Source organism: Paenibacillus sp. BSR1-1 (genome assembly GCF_030403775.1).
GTDB lineage: Bacteria > Bacillota > Bacilli > Bacillales > Cytobacillaceae > Neobacillus.
The window spans coordinates 26800-43137 of the sequence record NZ_JAQMWQ010000033.1; the positions used below are offsets into that span (position 1 = coordinate 26800).

The window sequence follows — 16338 nt, forward strand, 5'->3', positions numbered from 1 at the left end:
TATTGATGTTAAAGTTGGTAAAAAATTAAAACATTATGATTTTGTTATTATAAAAATATGGAATGTTTGAAAATCTACTTGACCTTATAACCTAACAATCCACCTTTTTCAATTAACGGGTGCAAGAGTGAAAATTGAGCAACGCATGGAGATGCGTTGCCGTTTTATTTTTAAAAATACTTCCGATAAAATTCCTGTCTGATGCTTCCGCTAAGCTGTGCCTCAGTTGGTGCGGATGAATGTCTTTGTTAATGCCAGCACGTTTGGAAATTCGCTTAATTATGTATCGCATCGTGGCAATGCTCATTCTATGAGAATCGCGTTCCGTGACAAAGATTGCAGGATCTCTGTCAACACGACGATCCAGGTATCGTTTTAACCAAATTTCACAGCGAATATTAAAATAGACCTCCCGTTCCTTATCGCCTTTACCTCTAATAACAGCTGACCGGTTCGACCAATTAATTCTACCTCTATCAAGGGTAACAACTTCTCCTATTCGACATCCAGTGGAGAACATGAATTCAAACAGTGCTTTTTCCATTGGGGAACAACAGGCTTCCCGTAAATGTTCAATTTCCATTTCAGTCAAAAATTTAGGAATTCGTTTCCCTGTTTTAGGTTTCTTTTATTTTAGCGGCTGGGTTTTTGGGAATATGCCCTTCTTCATGAGACCATCGAAATATAGATTTCATAAAACGAATTCTATGTGCCAAACTTGCAGGCTTAAGGCTTTCACTTGATTTTGCTAAATAAGCTTTTAATTGATTAGTAGTGATCGTATCAAGTTGAACATCATTAAAAAAGCGTATAAGTAAGCCAGACTGCAGTTTATAGGCTTTTAATGTTTGCGGCGAAAAGCCTTCAATACGTTTATCAGATTCATACGTTTCCCACGCTTTAGATAATAACAAGTTCATCTCTCCCCAAAAAATTCTTTTTTTTCAGGAATTATTGACCGGATTGACGAAATTGAAACGGCGGTTCTTATTAAGCTAAAGGGCACTCTATCGGGAGGTAAACTTTTTGGTAACAAAATATCCACAGACTTAGGTACAATAATCATTTATTATTATTTTAAAATAGCCTGATGGTGATAAACATGGATAGAACCCCAATTACTTTTCAAGGGAAAGATTACATTCTTCTCTTTAAATACGAATCTGGTTATTGTGAAATTGTGAAAGATGGAGGACGAAATCATTAAATTTTATTAGTACATTTCTCAGAAATAAAGCATAATCCCAAGAAACATAAAAAGAAGTAATTAGGAGAATTGAGGGCTGTAATCGGGGCAGCTTTTTTTGCTTGTTCCACTATCGGAGCATGTTAGTTAAATAATATGGCATTACGCATTTGACTGAAAATGAGTATTAATGCAAAAAAAGGATACAGAGATTACTCTCACGTATCCTTTTCTAGTAACTCAATTATTCTATCAAGTTTTTTTTCAATGTTATTAGATTTGTTAAATCTTTTTCTCAGGTATAAACCATAAAGAAAGAAAATAACAAAGAATATCCCAAATTTAATTATTAAATCAATAATACTCATGTTGAATCCTACCCTTACCATTTTTCGGACAATTATACCATAATATTGTACTACTTAGTTCAACAAAAATGTGCAATAAAAAAGGTACTTGTTCCATTAACGTAAGCAGGTTATTTAAAGAGTGATGTTTAATATTTATTCAACAACAGGTCCATTTAATGGAATAAATCTTCTTAACAAAAGGGGATAATAAATGAAAAATTGTATCTTGTGAGGACTCTTATGATTAATAAAAGAAAGGCTTTATCTTTTAGTACATTAGTTATTCCCTGGTTAACTACTCCATTGCTTGGGAAAAATTCTTTTGTTCGCTTTCTTCCAGTCGCAACTTTTATTGGTTATATCTTTAGTTTGTTAGGTGAAATTGCTGATCGACGTAAGTGGTGGAAAGTAAAAAATGCTTTATTCCCAAATTATCGTTTAGATTTCTCTTACCTTTTGGGTTTATTTTTTATCACAACTATTTGGGTATTTAAATTAACGTACGGTAGCTTTATAAAGTATTTAACATTAAATATTGTACTCGATTATCTTCTTGCATTCCCTATCGCAAAATTTTTCACTAAAGTTGGAGTATTCGAATTCAAGAAAATGCGACCAAAACATTTTTACATATTGTCAGTTGTAACAGCAATCGTTATTTATCTTTATCAATTATTAGTAGAACGAACTATTGTAAAAGAGGTAAAGAAATATTAGAAGAAGTAATGTTGTTTGTACCCATTTTAAAACAAAAGAGGTGGTTTTAGGATAACAATGGGATTAAAAATATTTTAACTAAACTTGCTGTTAAGAGTTCAGGGCTATTCCATTATAAGGTGCAAGAGTTTAAGATCGAGCTGCCATTTTTGGCGGCTTTCTTCTTGTGCTAACGGGGCAGGTTAGTTCAATAAGAATATGGAATATATAATGTATTTAATCAAAGATTTAGGAGGAGTTATAGATGGAGTGGTCCCAATGGTTGCAAGGCGGTCCTTTCCTTGAAGTTAGTTTCTTGTTGGAACTAAAGAAGAGAAAACAAAAACAATACAGGATATAATAAATAAGTTATCAAAGGTCACAAATAAAGTTGAAATCGTTGACGAAAACGTTGATGATATTATTGATTTTTTTGATAGAGGGTATCCATATGATGAAGAAGACCCGAAATCCATACATTTACACTCATTAAGATTAAGATTATATGTCTATTTATCAAGGAAACGAAAAGTGACCTTACAAATGGAAATGGTTTCTCCCAACGCACTAATGGTGGATTTTTGGTTTTATGGGAATGAATTTGATGCACCAGATTGGGATCAAATTGGCATAAAGAAAGAAGAATTTACAGGCTTTATAAGTTTTCTTAAAGAGTTGTATTCCGTTTATGAGTTTAAAATCGGTGGAATTGCAATCGAAGAAGATGTTCTTGAATTATTTGGGTTCGATGAAACATACCCTAACGAATGTTATCGTTACGAAAACTTTTTTCCTGACTATTTTCTTAAAGAACCATCTCCATTCTTAAGTATCATTTGGAGTGAAAAACATAAGAAATTAAGCCATATTCCTTACAATTACAAAAGGCTTGATAAGGAAGGAATCCTTATTGAAACGGGTAGTTTTAATGACTAACCTTGTTCAACTAACGGGGTGCAAGAGTTTAAGATCCAGCCGCCATTTTTGGCGGCTTTGTTCTTGTACTAACGGGCAGAATAGTTGAAGAAGAAATGCGAAATATAAGGAAAAACAGGTGAAAAGTATATGATTAACTCTCCCTCAATAAATACCGTTAGAGAAATGAGAAAGGAATTTAAAGATACTTTAATACAAAATTGGTTAAATGATATTGTGGAAATTAGTTGATAAACACAACTAAATCGTAAGTAGCCATATATGGACTGAAAATCATTGACTGTTGATTTTGTTTTGATTGCCGATATACTCACTCTCCATCCAGCCATTTTTGGGTATGTTCGATAAACCGTTTTGCCGCTGGTAATGCGTGTTTAATTGAAGTGAGCGACATCCCAAGTGATCGTGTAGGTCTGTCCTCCAATTCCACAACCGTAACATTTTGGCTTTGTCCTTGTAATGCGAGTTCAGACATGACACTGATCCCAAGCCCATTCTCCACCATCGCAACAATCACATGATCATCACCGGTTTCGAATTGAATATTGAGATGAACCCGAGCCGCTTCTAATACTCTCCTAACATCGTAACCGCACGAAGAAGCAGGCATGATAAAAGGCTCTTTCTCAAGCTGAGCATACCGAATCGTGGATTGTTTACTTAATGAGTGATCTTTGGGAAGGACACACAGCATTCGATCTTTTCTTAGTGGAATAGCTTCCAGATGGACCGAAGACGGTAGTGACATAAAACCTAAGTCAATCACACCTTGTTGAATCCACGTTTCAATCGTGCCATAATCTCCTTCCATTAATTTGATTTCAATTCGAGGGTGTTCCAAGTGAAAGTGATGAATGATTCCAGGCAGCCAGTGAGTAGACACGCTTGTAAAGGTTCCAATGCGCAAGGTTCCCGCCTCTATGCCATTAATCTCTGCAACATCTTGCTTCAATCGCTCATTATGGTTTACTATTTCACGAATATGCGTTAACACACGTTTACCATTTTCTGTTAATCGAACACCTGTTTTATTTCGAATAAGCAGTTGAAAACCATACTCCGATTCAAGACTGCTGATCGCATGACTGACACCTGACTGAGTCACATTCAGTGCTTCTGCTGCTCTTGATAAATTCCCCATTTCTACTGTCTTCAGAAGGATTTCTAATTTAGTCAGACTCATCGATTCTCCTGCTTTCTCATGTATGAGTTTTGCTCAAGTATATCATTACATATATTCAATTTACTAATACTTCAATCACAATTATACTATGTAAAAACTCTAAAGGGGAGCTAAAAATGAAACCTATAAAAGCCGATCTTATGATCTTACTTGTTACAATGACCTGGGGTTCTTCCTACCTTTTTATGAAAGTCGGATTGGAAACTGTCTCTTCATTTTCCCTTGTTGCATTACGCTTTGGTATTGCTTTTTTGATTTGTGCCGCTGTTTTTTTTAAACAATTTCGTTCAATCCATTTTGTCACCCTAAAATATGGTTTTATTCTGGGATTTTTACTATTTGTCGTATCTGCTTCGGTCATCTTAGGTTTAAAAACGACATCAGCTTCCCATGCCGGTTTTCTAGCCAGTTTGACCGTAATCTTTATCCCTTTATTATCTATCGTTCTGTTCAGAGATCGACTGAGTTACAGACTGATCATTAGTTCCCTTGTTGCGATGACAGGCATTGGTTTACTGACTTTGAACAACCAATTAACAATAAATTCTGGAGATTTACTCTGTATACTCGCCGCTCTTTTTTATGCTTTTCATATTATTGTCACCGGGATGGCGGCTAAAGTTGCCAATACATTGCAGCTTGGTATCCTTCAATTGGGATTTGCAGGAGGCTTCGGCGAACTCTTTGCCCTGATTTTCGAAAAGCCGCAACTTCCATCCACTAAAGAGAGTTGGATCGCTGTACTGGTGTTAAGTATTGTCTGCAGTGCTTTTGGCTACATCATTCAAGCGATGGCACAGAAATACACAACACCGACACATACAGGACTCATTTTTTCATTAGAACCTGTATTTTCCGCACTATTCGCTTACCTGTTTATGAAAGAATTATTGCCACTCAAAGGGTATATCGGGGCATTGCTTATTCTAAGCGGTATTATACTGGCTGAGATAAAAATGAAACGAACACATCCATTGAACGCAAAAAAGAGAGACATGAAATGCACAGAGTAGTACCACTGATTGAATTTTCACTCTATCCCGACAATTTTTTGAAATTAAAGATAAAAGAAGCAGCTTACCCAAAAGTGGATCGCTACGGCGGTTCTTTTTTTGTTGTGCTCTAACGGGGGCGATGGTTGAAGAAAGCCAATGATAAAAATCATTGGGGACTGAACGGGTATCACACTTATTAGTTATAAAAACATTTTAAGTATTTCTAATAAGAATGAACAAACAGGTGGATGTCTAAATGGAAAGTATTTTTGGACAAGGGATATGATACTAATAAACACCATCAGTCGTCATGACATCAAGAATGTTGTCAAGCAACTAATTATGGACGGAGAATTTGAAAAGGTGTTTCGTCAAATTAATTGATGACACCTTTTTCTTGTTCAGCTAACGGGGCAGGTTAGCTTAAGAAGATGTAGTTAATATTGCCTTCGCTGAATTATAATTAAGGTGTTAGTAAGTGCTTATAAAAGGAGAATATAAAATGCCTGTTATTGAGCATCAACAATTTATTAAAGCACCTGTTGAATTATGTTTTGACCTTGCGAGGAACGCAGATATTCATACTCAAACCACCTCTACAACAAAGGAAAGAGTTGTTGGTGGAGTCACACAAGGGTTATTAGAGGAGGGAGATACTGTTGTTACTTGGGAAGCCATTCATTTTGGTATTAAACAAAGGCTGACAGCCAAAGTGACATTAATGGAAAAGCCCTATAAGTTTGTAGATATGATGGTGAAGGGAGCCTTTCATTCCTTTGTTCACTCTCATCAGTTTATCGAAGAAGCAGGTGGAACCATTATGATAGACAAATTCCAGTATAAGTCTCCATTTGGACCAATTGGCGTTGTAGCCGATAAATTGTTTTTGGAGAAGTATATGAGAGTATTTATTGCTTCTCGTGCAAAGGCACTCAAAAATATTGCAGAAAATATGGATTAATCTTATTGAAGAAACAGGAGCAAGTGTTTAAAATCAGAGCTGTCACTGAGGCAGCTTTTTCTTGTTGAACTAACTTTGCAGGTTTGTTTAAGAAGAATTACTAAAAAAATAATGTCAAAAGCAACATTTTTTCGTAAAATTGATAAGAGTATAAGTTAAAAATAAAGCAAAAAAATCAATTGGGATACAGGGTCCCTCGGATTAAATGGAGTATTGTAGTTGGGGGTGACATATGGATTCAGATTGGGGTAGATTCTGGGTAAAAAGCAGCCTTTTAAGTTCAGCACTTTTTTTAATTGGATATATAGGGCTTTCCATTGTTGATATGTATCCACAGAATTCAATAAATATCTTTGAAATAGCATTCTCGTATATTTTTATAGTGCTAATATTTTTCTTTTTAGGAATACCTCTTTCTTTGTGGGTGAAAAAATTAGTAAGAAATATTGCAAACAAAATCATAAAGGAATTACTTTCCCAGTTTTTAGTGACCTTGCTTTCTTTATTGGTCCTATATATTCTGACTGAGTTTTTGTTTGGGAGAGCACATTTCTCTTTTCAATCAATACTTTTAAGTTATTTTAGTGTAATTGCATCTTTAATAGGAATAAGATTATCAGAAAGTTAACGGTTCTTGAGGACTTTTTCTTTTTTAAAGTAAGTTTGTGAAACATTGCACTTAAGCTAACGGGTGCTAGAGTTAAAGATCCAGCTGCCATTTTGGCAGCTGTTCTAATTGCACTAAAGGCAGATAGTTGAAGAGGGTTTAACTACAAAAGAAGGCAAAAACTAATTATTAGAGGATGATTACAACGTAAATTATTTGTGGAGGTTATTTTAAACTAAAATCTTTTCCTTAATAATCCGCACGTAACGTACTAAATATGAATTAATAATATAATTCCCTTTGTCATTTTTCACATTAAAGAAATTTGAACGTTCCATCCTTTCAATAATTGCTTGTTCTACATCTTCTTTTTCAGCATCTATTTCTTTTACCACTTTTTCGGTTATTATCTCATTATCGAAAGTATAGCAAACAGTAAATTCCTTCAAGGTAATTTCCCTCTTTCTATAATTTTTTTTTATTATGGAAAAAAGAATTTCACCTTTTACACAGTACATTTTGAAAAGTAATTCTTAGTTTATTCTTTCCATGACCTTATATAAGAAATGGATATCCATAATGATAAAAAGACGGATATGATTCCAGCAAATTCATTACTTAACCGTTGTATCGGATTTATAAACAATTCATACGTACCAAATAAAAAACCTAAACAAATGAATATAAGGTCTATTATATAAATCTTCATTTTCTTTCTCCTTAATCACCGTAAAGATGAAAAAGATGTACTAGTAATCTAACTGCTTCTTGTAATAAGTATGCAGGGGTGAAACAAGGAGGCACCATCAAAACCTCCTTTTATGTATTTTAAGAGATAGAAGAGGAAAGTAAATCCCTCTAATTTCCTTAAGTCTTTATTCCTACGTCAGGACTCAACCACCTTATCGGAATAATAATATTTGAACAAAGGACAAAAAAGAGCTGTCGTTAAGGTAACTTTTCTTGTTTCACTAACGGGTGCTTGAGTTGAACAGCGGGGTTGCTGTGGGGATCCCATTTCTAATTTGAACGGGAGGTAAGTGAGTGAAGGAATTTCTAATCGTTACGATTGTGCACTATCAGTTAGTGTACGATTTTTAGTCCAAAATGATAATCAGTAAAGAAGTGCCCTTGCGGCAAATTATGCATGGACACTTTATTTCAATAGATATCCATTTTTTCTTTTGTGAATTAGTAATTGTACCAATCGTTGTAATCGTAGTAGCCGTTATAACAACCACCACAACCACCACAGCCGCCGCAACCGCCACAGCCGAAGCAACTGAAGCAACTGAAACATCGGAATCCTCCACAACGAAAGCCTCCGCACATCATGCCACCACAACGCATTCCGCCGCCACAACGCATTCCGCCGCACATCATGCCACCACAACGCATACCGCCACCCATCATTCCACCGCAACGCATAGCACCCATTATGCGTGGATCCTGACTCTGAGTGTCCATAGGAATTAACTGACCAACTTGGAAATTATCCATTCCCAAAGTTTGAAGTTCATTTTGAAAATTATGCATTTTTACCTCCCATGTTTATTTAATGATTAGGTTAAACTGACATCTAACAAGAGATTTGACCGAAGAAATTTTGTCAGTTTTTTGTAAAAGAGCGATAGTGCACTCTTCAACAAAATATGATTCCAATTAGGTGGCTGTTACGGGTTTAAAAGCCTATTTCATGTTAAAAGAATCAAAAGATGTTGTTTTGGAAGCAATGATGGCTAATTAATTTTAACTTGCTTTAATGCTCAACGAAATATCTCTTGGGGGGGAAGATTTGCTTCTGAAAAGGAAGGTAGCCCGTCAAGCCTTATTCTTGTTGGGAACTAAGGGTGGAATACAACCCTTGTTTTGTATCGGAGTAGGATTGTGAAGTAATACACTTAAACTATCGGGTGCTTTCCTTAAAGAAATAAGATGCAAATAAAGCAGCCTATTTCTTTTTCGACTAACGATGCAGCTCTTCCGAACAAGGAAACTTATAAAGATATATCGAATTTAAATAGACAAGGAATTATTTATTTAAGGAGTAACGCCAATGATGGATCGAATATTCAAGTACTTAAAAAGAAATTTTCCTGATCTAACAAGCGATGTACATCTAAGGTTTGAACTAGGTGAGCCCTTTAAAAATGGAACGGATGAAAGGATCAATGTTGTTACCAGAGTTAGTACATTGTTTGAGGAAGTGTTCCATCCTGAAGATTATGTATATGTTTACATAAAAGATTGGGGAATAAAAGAGGATATAATGTTTGGAAATACTACTCCAGAATACGTATATGATTTATTAAAAAATCATAATATTGAAGTGCGAACTTTGTTCGAATTTGATGAGGATTATGATGAAAATACTGGTCAAACAATTGAAACAAAGCACGAATACAATGTGAAAATTGTGTACTCACAAGTCAAGTCTATTAATTATAATCCTATTCTTGAGGGAATAGGAAATTACGAACAAGGAAGAGAACCTTCAATTGTCCAGTCTGTTTATTTCATTAGCACCGAGAAGGATTTGATATTTCATATGTATGACGATAGAGGTTGCATAATCCATTCTAATGATGTTAAGAAACTGGTACATATGTATCATAAATATAATAATTGGTTGGTTGATTATTGGCGTGACTATTTTAATGGCATTTTCAATAAGTCATAATCTTTCTTATTAAGCTAACGGGTGCTTTTGCTCAAGATGATGATCGCTGCGGCAGTCATTTTTTTCTTGTTGAGCTAACGGGGCAGTTTAGTTAAAAAAGGAAAAAGGAAGAACGTGGCGAATTTTTTTTATATTGTACTTTAAATAGCTGAAAATACGAAAATAAATTCAACCTAAATAGCAGGATAGTTGATTAACAACTTTTGTAGGTTCAGAAGGATTAATGTACTTTGTTGCTGAATACATTGTTATATTACAAAAGGGGAATACGATATGAATGTTTACTGTAAAGGCGTTTTCAAAGAGATGGATTTGGCAATTAACTCTATTATCAAGCTGATAGATACACTGAACGAAGGAGACTTAAATATTAGACCGACTGAAGGAAAATGGTCGATTGGTGAGTTACTCTCGCACATATCGGTTCTATGTAAAGCCGACTTTCTGATTGGTGCAGGAGCTTCGGAGGAGGAGATGGACCATTTCTATGAAGAAGCTGAGCCAGAAGCGAATCGGAAGGCAATCGCAAATGCCTTGATTTACAATTACTCTTATCTAAAAAAAGGCATAGGAAGATTAATGGAAGAGGAGCTGTTGCAGGAAACGACTTCGTTTTTTGGGGTGGTTCATTCGCGTTACGAATGGCTGTTGGATACTCAGGCTCACCTGTTTCATCACCGTGGGCAGTTGCACTCAATGATTGTTCACATACTTAAGCTAGAGCCGAACGTCCAGTTGTTCGAGTAAGTTCACACTATGTATTTAATTGTAATTAATTCATTTTGTAATACTAATCGGTGCTTGTGTTTTAAAAAGGGCTGCTGCGGCAGCTCTTTTTCTTATTCCACTAACGAAGCAGGTTAGTTTAACAGGATTTAGGTTGTTTTTATAGAATTTAATAGGTATTGGCTTTTTTTATGGGGCGTGAAATTGAATCCAAGGTTTACTTATATGTTATTAAAAATTTTGGGTTTAGCTCTTTTTTTGTTCCTAACTTAATGAGCAGACCTATTATTCGAGGTGTAGTATGGCGGTTTTTGTTCATCTTTTTCCAGAAGATGCACTAAAGAGAATTAAGACCCAAGGTATTAAAACCAGTCATATTCATTATCCAGAAGCTGACACTGGTGTTTTTTGCATGCCTGTGGTGCAGGATTTTTTTGCTACACATCAGTGGGCACGAGAGTTGATGCGTTGGAATAAGAAGAGTGTTTTAGCGGTTTATTTTCGTATTCCTGATAAAGAAGAGGTTTGGTATGGGCATTACAATCAGGGTCATAGAAAATTAAGTGCTTGTATGGCGGTTGAATTTTTTTCAAATGAAAAGGAACAACTCGGTTATCAAGTGATTGTACCAAGGAGGATTGAGCGAAGCGAGATAGTTCGAATAAAAAAAATACCGCCACTTGGATGGCGATTTTCACCTAGTTCAAAAGGGAAGATTCCATGTTTATGCCCAGCATGTTTAAAAGGAGAATATGGCTCTAAAAAAATGTTACAGCAAAAATTAGCTACACTACAAAAACAACTGAAAGCAAAACCTAATACAAATGAACAGGTCAAAATTTTAAGAGAGATGGACTTGTTAATTGAAAATCATAAACTTTCACTAACAAACTGGTCTGAATTTTGTGAACTGTTAGATCTTTCAAATGAGAGAGTATTAAATATACTTGCAAATATATTAATTACAATCAGAAATGAAGTTGCCTTAAAATTTGTTATTGAATTAATGAAAACGACTTCTCCTGAAACAAAGTCAGCATTCGCTTATCAAATCATGTGGAAAAAAGGTCTAGAAGGACGTATCTGGCTTGGTGATTTGGTTAACGAACCTAATGTCTTAGAAGTAGTAAAAGAATTCGAAGATCTGGCATAACAAGAAGAAATAAAACGAATTGAAACGATTAAAGAATAACTAAGTAGTAAAAATCCAAAAGCTGTGAATGATTTCACTTAAACTAACGGGTGCTTGAGCTCAACGGCGATTCCTTTTTTCTTGTACTAACGGAACAGGTTAGTTTCAATAAGACTACAAGAAAAAATAGTGTGGCTGTTTGCAATATAATGGAATATATAATCCCTGATTCGAATTTAATATAACAATAAAAAAGATATTAGGGTGATTTATATGGACCATCAACCGCCTAATTGGATAGATAAATATGGTCACTCAGAAATTATTAATGGGTTACTTTTTCTGGGTGGAGAAGATGACATTGATGACCTCCTATATGGAAAAGAGGAATCTCGGAATCTTAATGGAAACGGGTTCTTTCAAACTATGCCGACTCCTCAAATTGATGTTTGGATTGATTTAAGAGATGTTCGAGACTCTAACAGAAATGTCTTCTTGCCAGAAAATGTTGAATATATCTCAGTTCCATTTAGAGATGGAGTAATTGAAGAAGCAAAAACTTATCTCCCCATAGCAAAAGAAATATTAGGAAAAAAATTGGCGAATAAGAAACGTGTATTAGTGACTTGTCATCAAGGAAGGTCACGGTCAGTTATGTTACTTGTTTGGTATCTTAGTGAAACTATGGGGACATTTGATAAAGCATATAAGTTAATTCGTTCAAAAAGACCCATTATTAACCCTGATAAGAATTTTATCCCTTTACTTGAAGAGTGGAAATTAAAATATACACCTAACAACTAAAGAATATTGTAATAAAATCTTGTTCAACAAACGGGGTCGCTAATTCATGAATTTAGCTGTTTCGGCAGCTTTTTGTTTGTTCCGCTAACGACGCAGAATTCTTCACTAATCGGAACTAGCTGTTACTATATTCGTATGCTTTATCGAATGAATTCATAAAAATGCGAGGAGATTGAATGATTTACTCGATCGAAGATTTGATTAATGTCTATGAAAAAGGAGAAAGAAGAAAATTCATTTTCTTTTGGGGACATACACCTCTACCTGATGGAAGTATAAACCAGAGTTGCTTCAGTCAGTGGTGGAATTGTCACTTCGTTGTTGACGGCGAATCCTACAGTTGTGCAGAACAGTTCATGATGGCAGAAAAAGCAAGGTTATTTGGCGATAAAGCCATGTTAAAAGCGATTATGAATGCCCGTCACCCTAAAGAGATGAAAGATTTTGGTCGATTAGTGAAGTCCTTCAATTGGGCTATTTGGGAAAGTCGCTGTTATGAGATTGTGAAACGTGGAAACTTTGCGAAATTTGAGCAAAATTCAGATCTTTGGAATTACATGAAAACTACAAAAAATCGAATATTAGTCGAAGCGAGTCCTGTTGATCCTATCTGGGGCATTGGGCTTGCAAAGGACAACCCAGACGTAGAAAATCCGTTGAAATGGAAAGGAAGAAACTTGCTTGGATTTGCATTGACCGAAGTACGCGATCAATTATTGCAATCAAGTAAGGGCTAAACCACAACGGAGTCTGGGTGGATCACTCGTTGAACTAAGGGTGCAAGAGTTAAGGATAGGGATGGCTGCGGCGATCTCTTTTTTCTTGCACTAACGGTGCAGGTTAATTTAATAAGGATTATTTTTTATAATAAAATTATATTTGATAACGGGGTGGTAGAATGCTTGAAAAAGAAATACCTGAACATCTGAAAAGCACATACAATCTACTAACAAAAGCTTTTCCTAATGGTGTAACTGAAAGTCAGTATTTACATATATTAGGGATTTTGTATGAGCATATGTCAAATAGAAATTTATCTGAAATTGTTTCTTTGTATAAAATAAAAGTTCTAGCGTAGTGATGAATGATATTTACAAAGTCAAAGCCAATGAAAATTTATTAATGAATAAAGATAAGACAGAAGATGTTTTAAAAGTATATGGTTTTATGGATTGGATAAACGAAGATTGATTAAATTGATAGTCCGATTGTTGTTCAACTAACGGGGCAGTTTAGTTGAAGAAAAGAGGAATTTCTTATTCTGTATAGAATTTTCAAAGAAAGGATAAAAATGTAATTTTTTTTGGGGGGTTATTAGTGAATTTTTTGGTCAGTGTTATATCAATTTGTTGTGGATCTTGGATGTCCATTTATTTATATGGTTTATATGCAACACACTCAGCAAAATACAGTCATGGTCTCATAATATTTCCATTATTACTGTTTTCTATTGTCATCTATTGTGTTTATTCAGAAACAAAAAAACTTGAAAAAACACAGTAAAGTTAATTACTGTGTTTTACTATAAAGTATGTTAGCTTCAGCAGACATTTTAGGAAGGTTTGTGAATAATTTTCTTCAACTACCATGGAAGAACGGTTTAAAATTCCATCCTTTGTGGTGAAGCAGTGCTTCATGGATGGCTAACGGGTGCTATTCTTAAAGAAGATAATATCTATTTGTTAAAGGGGAATCCGTATGCCTATCCCAGAAATAACCTTAAAAGTGATAGAGAATATTGCCGACGAAAAGGATGAAATTTATAGAAATTATTTATATTCTATTGATGATATATTTACTTTGTATTCAGTATATATAAATGAAAATGAAGTTGCTGTATGTAATATTAAGAAAATAGAAACTGGATACGCAATTGTTGATTTTATAGGTTCTCAAAGTGTAATTAAATTAATTGAAAAGAAACTTGAAAATTGGAAGTGATTTCTTCTTCAGCTAACTGGGGGCAAGAGTTAAAGACGGAGATCGCTGCGGCGGTCTTTTTTCTTGTTCAACTATTGAAGCAGTAGAGTTGAAGAACGGATAAAGTTTCTATGTTATGGAGGTGTTGGAATGAAACTTAACAAAATAAATGTCTTAGGTTGGTTCATTATTATATTTTTGGGTATAAGTGAATTCTTTTTTAAAGAAGAACTATCAATGATAACGTCGGGTTTAGGTGGACTTATTTGTGTAATTATTGGTTCAACGTTAATTTTCTATAAAGGTAAAAAAGGAACAGTCAAACATTAGAAAATATGTATATCGTTCTAAGTTTGTGAAGAAATGTACTTAAACTAACGGGTGCAAGAGTTAAAGATAGATCGTTGCGGCGTCTTTTTTTGCTTGACGTACTAACAAAGCAGTTTAGTTAAAGAAGAAATGATCTTTTATATCGCTCCTATTCCAATATAATTTCATTTTTTTCGGATGTGCTATTGTAAAATCACTTATGAAACAAAGAATGGTTTATTAAAAAACAAAACCATCCTATTATGGATGGTTAAGGAAAATGGACCTAATTTTTCATAAAATATCATATTATGATCTTCAGAAAATAAATCAGGGTTGATTAATCATATTTAAGAGAAACGCTTACAATTTATTGCTGTTTGTACTGAGGTTCTTCACTTTGAATTTCTTGAAGACGTGGTTCAAGACTATCAAGAACCTGTTGTGTTTGTTGTGCTGCCTGTTGATAAAGCTGCTTGGCATTTTGGTTATCAGTTGCTAAGGCGAAGCCTTCAAAGCTCGCTTGTGCACTTTTTAAACCTGCTAGTGCTTGTTGAACTTGTTTTCCAACTGTCATTGGTTAATCCTTCTTTCGTAAGATTTTGAATTTCGAAAGTAGTATGTGGAAATTGTTATTAGCTTATGTAAAAAGATTAAGCAAGAATTTACATTCCAATCGGCGGGATAGAAAACCAATTAATAGGTGGAAGAGTTTAAAGCCTTGCTCCAATAGAAGAAGCTGATTTTATTTAAAAAAGACTCCATTTGGAGTCTTGATTGGTCCACCTGGAGTTTTTTCTCCAACTGAATAAGGTAGAAAAACTTTTATTAATAAAATTTATGAATGTGTCACCAATTTTGTACGGGCTATTGATGAATAATTCGAAGAATCTGTTATTTAATTCTTAATTAAATGCAATATAACCAAAAACATTCTCTCTCCAATATCAATCACTTGCTGAATCAATGGCAACAATGCATTGTCATATTCTTCAAGGATTTCCATTATAAGAGGTGTTTTATAAAGTCATAAATTAAGAGTTTTGGTTGTTATTTTGCTGGGATTGTTGGTTTTGTCGTCTTACTTCTTGTGCATTTGTTTCGCTAGCAAATTCTGTTCCGAATTGACCAGCTCTAGCTTGAGCATTTTGTTGTTTAGCCTGTTGGGCGTTAGTTCCAGCTTGAGTTTTGTTTGGTTGTTGATTGTTAGCCATAATAAATCACCTCCACGACAATAATATGTACTGAACATAATTTTATTATCCTAAAAATTTTTAATTGCTTTACAGCATTTTTCACTTTACTAAGAGTAGCTTTTGCGAACAGCCGAGTATAAAATCTACAGGAAAAATGGTAATAGTTGATTGGCAAGGAGCGGCGGAACAGATACTTCCGCTTTTTTCTCTGCCAATGCTGTAACTACAGGTAAATAGCTTTTGTCTTTATTACCACTAACCTGTTAAAATTAAAACATACACCACTTGTGAAATACAGAATGGAAGCCCGTTGGATTGCCGAAGGAGAAATATGAAGGTGATTGGGGGGGAAACGTTGAAGAAACGGTCAAGGTTGCGTAGACGGATTCGGGAATGGCTAAACAAGAGGAAACAACAGAAAGAAGAGAACCCGCTACCGAGTTTTGTAAACAGTTGGACGAATCGCCATCAGGAAGAATTGGAAAAGCCAAAAGAATTTTATAAAAATGAAAAACCAACCGAGGAATAATGACGGCTGCGATGCTTCCATAACGAAGGATCGCTTTTTTCTTATTCCAGTAACGTGCAGTTTACTTCAATAAGTAGTTGAAAGGTAGTTAACTGTTTTCTGTAATCCCAGGGATTGTTAAAGGGATA

20 protein-coding genes and 1 pseudogene are annotated in these 16338 nt (G+C 34.7%); 14 read left to right on the forward strand and 7 right to left on the reverse strand.

What is annotated here, in order from left to right; translation table 11 throughout:
- Window positions 1–112: 112 nt before the first annotated feature.
- Window positions 113–914 (reverse strand): annotated as a pseudogene (locus tag PH210_RS29945) (tyrosine-type recombinase/integrase).
- A 490-nt stretch (window positions 915–1404) separates the two neighbouring features.
- A complete protein-coding gene (locus tag PH210_RS29860; RefSeq protein WP_354670030.1) occupies window positions 1405–1575 on the reverse strand; it encodes a DUF4083 family protein in 171 nt (56 codons plus the stop codon).
- Between the two features lie 201 nt (window positions 1576–1776).
- On the opposite strand from PH210_RS29860, the gene PH210_RS27690 reads away from it, so the two are divergent.
- Window positions 1777–2253 (forward strand): hypothetical protein, encoded by a 477-nt coding sequence (locus PH210_RS27690; protein WP_289989616.1) that lies wholly within the window; start codon window positions 1777–1779, stop codon window positions 2251–2253.
- 510 nt (window positions 2254–2763) lie between these two features.
- Window positions 2764–3168, forward strand: coding sequence for a hypothetical protein (locus PH210_RS27695; RefSeq protein WP_289989618.1), 405 nt, complete (start codon window positions 2764–2766; stop codon window positions 3166–3168).
- 310 nt (window positions 3169–3478) lie between these two features.
- Here PH210_RS27695 and PH210_RS27700 read toward each other — a convergent pair whose 3' ends face one another.
- Entirely contained in the window at window positions 3479–4351 is an 873-nt protein-coding gene (locus tag PH210_RS27700) for a LysR family transcriptional regulator (RefSeq protein ID WP_289989621.1), read from the reverse strand.
- Window positions 4352–4467: 116 nt separating this feature from the next.
- Here PH210_RS27700 and PH210_RS27705 point away from each other — a divergent pair, with 116 nt between their 5' ends.
- The 3 genes from PH210_RS27705 (at window position 4468) to PH210_RS27715 (ending at window position 6935) form a co-directional block, all read left to right on the forward strand.
- Window positions 4468–5364 carry a DMT family transporter gene (locus PH210_RS27705; protein ID WP_289989624.1) on the forward strand — a complete coding sequence of 299 codons (897 nt, stop codon included), beginning with the start codon at window positions 4468–4470 and terminating at the stop codon, window positions 5362–5364.
- A 484-nt stretch (window positions 5365–5848) separates the two neighbouring features.
- Window positions 5849–6307 (forward strand): SRPBCC family protein, encoded by a 459-nt coding sequence (locus PH210_RS27710; RefSeq protein ID WP_289989626.1) that lies wholly within the window; start codon window positions 5849–5851, stop codon window positions 6305–6307.
- 232 nt (window positions 6308–6539) lie between these two features.
- Window positions 6540–6935 (forward strand): hypothetical protein, encoded by a 396-nt coding sequence (locus PH210_RS27715; protein ID WP_289989627.1) that lies wholly within the window; start codon window positions 6540–6542, stop codon window positions 6933–6935.
- 209 nt (window positions 6936–7144) lie between these two features.
- Here the strand turns inward: PH210_RS27715 and PH210_RS27720 are convergent, their stop codons facing one another.
- On the reverse strand, window positions 7145–7363 hold the full coding sequence (locus PH210_RS27720) for a hypothetical protein (protein ID WP_289989629.1): 219 nt from the start codon (window positions 7361–7363) through the stop codon (window positions 7145–7147).
- A gap of 742 nt (window positions 7364–8105) precedes the next feature.
- Window positions 8106–8450: a heterocycloanthracin/sonorensin family bacteriocin gene (locus PH210_RS29990; protein ID WP_502306730.1), complete on the reverse strand. Its 345-nt coding sequence runs from the start codon at window positions 8448–8450 to the stop codon at window positions 8106–8108.
- 520 nt (window positions 8451–8970) lie between these two features.
- On the opposite strand from PH210_RS29990, the gene PH210_RS27730 reads away from it, so the two are divergent.
- The 8 genes from PH210_RS27730 (at window position 8971) to PH210_RS27765 (ending at window position 14506) form a co-directional block, all read left to right on the forward strand.
- Window positions 8971–9594 (forward strand): DUF3885 domain-containing protein, encoded by a 624-nt coding sequence (locus tag PH210_RS27730; RefSeq protein WP_289989633.1) that lies wholly within the window; start codon window positions 8971–8973, stop codon window positions 9592–9594.
- Between the two features lie 273 nt (window positions 9595–9867).
- Window positions 9868–10341 carry a DinB family protein gene (locus tag PH210_RS27735; RefSeq protein WP_289989635.1) on the forward strand — a complete coding sequence of 158 codons (474 nt, stop codon included), beginning with the start codon at window positions 9868–9870 and terminating at the stop codon, window positions 10339–10341.
- A gap of 280 nt (window positions 10342–10621) precedes the next feature.
- Complete coding sequence (locus PH210_RS27740; RefSeq protein WP_289989637.1) at window positions 10622–11473, forward strand: hypothetical protein; 852 nt, start codon at window positions 10622–10624, stop codon at window positions 11471–11473.
- A 252-nt stretch (window positions 11474–11725) separates the two neighbouring features.
- Window positions 11726–12256 (forward strand): dual specificity protein phosphatase family protein, encoded by a 531-nt coding sequence (locus tag PH210_RS27745; protein WP_289989640.1) that lies wholly within the window; start codon window positions 11726–11728, stop codon window positions 12254–12256.
- Between the two features lie 176 nt (window positions 12257–12432).
- Window positions 12433–12993 (forward strand): riboflavin biosynthesis intermediates N-glycosidase, encoded by a 561-nt coding sequence (gene ybiA / locus PH210_RS27750; RefSeq protein WP_289989641.1) that lies wholly within the window; start codon window positions 12433–12435, stop codon window positions 12991–12993.
- Between the two features lie 161 nt (window positions 12994–13154).
- Complete coding sequence (locus PH210_RS27755; RefSeq protein WP_289989643.1) at window positions 13155–13334, forward strand: hypothetical protein; 180 nt, start codon at window positions 13155–13157, stop codon at window positions 13332–13334.
- A gap of 620 nt (window positions 13335–13954) precedes the next feature.
- Window positions 13955–14197 carry a hypothetical protein gene (locus PH210_RS27760; RefSeq protein ID WP_289989644.1) on the forward strand — a complete coding sequence of 81 codons (243 nt, stop codon included), beginning with the start codon at window positions 13955–13957 and terminating at the stop codon, window positions 14195–14197.
- Between the two features lie 129 nt (window positions 14198–14326).
- Window positions 14327–14506, forward strand: coding sequence for a hypothetical protein (locus tag PH210_RS27765; RefSeq protein ID WP_289985984.1), 180 nt, complete (start codon window positions 14327–14329; stop codon window positions 14504–14506).
- 349 nt (window positions 14507–14855) lie between these two features.
- Here the strand turns inward: PH210_RS27765 and PH210_RS27770 are convergent, their stop codons facing one another.
- Entirely contained in the window at window positions 14856–15062 is a 207-nt protein-coding gene (locus tag PH210_RS27770; protein WP_098576330.1) for a DUF1657 domain-containing protein, read from the reverse strand.
- Between the two features lie 457 nt (window positions 15063–15519).
- On the reverse strand, window positions 15520–15699 hold the full coding sequence (locus tag PH210_RS27775; protein ID WP_289989651.1) for a gamma-type small acid-soluble spore protein: 180 nt from the start codon (window positions 15697–15699) through the stop codon (window positions 15520–15522).
- 337 nt (window positions 15700–16036) lie between these two features.
- Here PH210_RS27775 and PH210_RS27780 point away from each other — a divergent pair, with 337 nt between their 5' ends.
- On the forward strand, window positions 16037–16210 hold the full coding sequence (locus PH210_RS27780; protein ID WP_289984067.1) for a hypothetical protein: 174 nt from the start codon (window positions 16037–16039) through the stop codon (window positions 16208–16210).
- The last annotated feature ends 128 nt before the right edge of the window (window positions 16211–16338 follow it).

Bases quoted from the DNA above. Each gene is read 5' to 3' on its own strand.
- PH210_RS27730 (WP_289989633.1), top strand. From the start codon at position 8,971: ATGATGGATCGAATATTCAAGTACTTAAAAAGAAATTTTCCTGATCTA.
- PH210_RS29860 (WP_354670030.1), bottom strand. From the start codon at position 1,575: ATGGTAAGGGTAGGATTCAACATGAGTATTATTGATTTAATAATTAAA.
- PH210_RS27765 (WP_289985984.1), top strand. From the start codon at position 14,327: ATGAAACTTAACAAAATAAATGTCTTAGGTTGGTTCATTATTATATTT.
- PH210_RS27770 (WP_098576330.1), bottom strand. From the start codon at position 15,062: ATGACAGTTGGAAAACAAGTTCAACAAGCACTAGCAGGTTTAAAAAGT.
- PH210_RS27760 (WP_289989644.1), top strand. From the start codon at position 13,955: ATGCCTATCCCAGAAATAACCTTAAAAGTGATAGAGAATATTGCCGAC.
- PH210_RS27705 (WP_289989624.1), top strand. From the start codon at position 4,468: ATGAAACCTATAAAAGCCGATCTTATGATCTTACTTGTTACAATGACC.
- PH210_RS27775 (WP_289989651.1), bottom strand. From the start codon at position 15,699: ATGGCTAACAATCAACAACCAAACAAAACTCAAGCTGGAACTAACGCC.
- PH210_RS27745 (WP_289989640.1), top strand. From the start codon at position 11,726: ATGGACCATCAACCGCCTAATTGGATAGATAAATATGGTCACTCAGAA.
- PH210_RS27740 (WP_289989637.1), top strand. From the start codon at position 10,622: ATGGCGGTTTTTGTTCATCTTTTTCCAGAAGATGCACTAAAGAGAATT.
- ybiA (WP_289989641.1), top strand. From the start codon at position 12,433: ATGATTTACTCGATCGAAGATTTGATTAATGTCTATGAAAAAGGAGAA.
- PH210_RS27700 (WP_289989621.1), bottom strand. From the start codon at position 4,351: ATGAGTCTGACTAAATTAGAAATCCTTCTGAAGACAGTAGAAATGGGG.
- PH210_RS27735 (WP_289989635.1), top strand. From the start codon at position 9,868: ATGAATGTTTACTGTAAAGGCGTTTTCAAAGAGATGGATTTGGCAATT.
- PH210_RS27690 (WP_289989616.1), top strand. From the start codon at position 1,777: ATGATTAATAAAAGAAAGGCTTTATCTTTTAGTACATTAGTTATTCCC.
- PH210_RS27755 (WP_289989643.1), top strand. From the start codon at position 13,155: ATGCTTGAAAAAGAAATACCTGAACATCTGAAAAGCACATACAATCTA.
- PH210_RS27715 (WP_289989627.1), top strand. From the start codon at position 6,540: ATGGATTCAGATTGGGGTAGATTCTGGGTAAAAAGCAGCCTTTTAAGT.
- PH210_RS29990 (WP_502306730.1), bottom strand. From the start codon at position 8,450: ATGCATAATTTTCAAAATGAACTTCAAACTTTGGGAATGGATAATTTC.
- PH210_RS27710 (WP_289989626.1), top strand. From the start codon at position 5,849: ATGCCTGTTATTGAGCATCAACAATTTATTAAAGCACCTGTTGAATTA.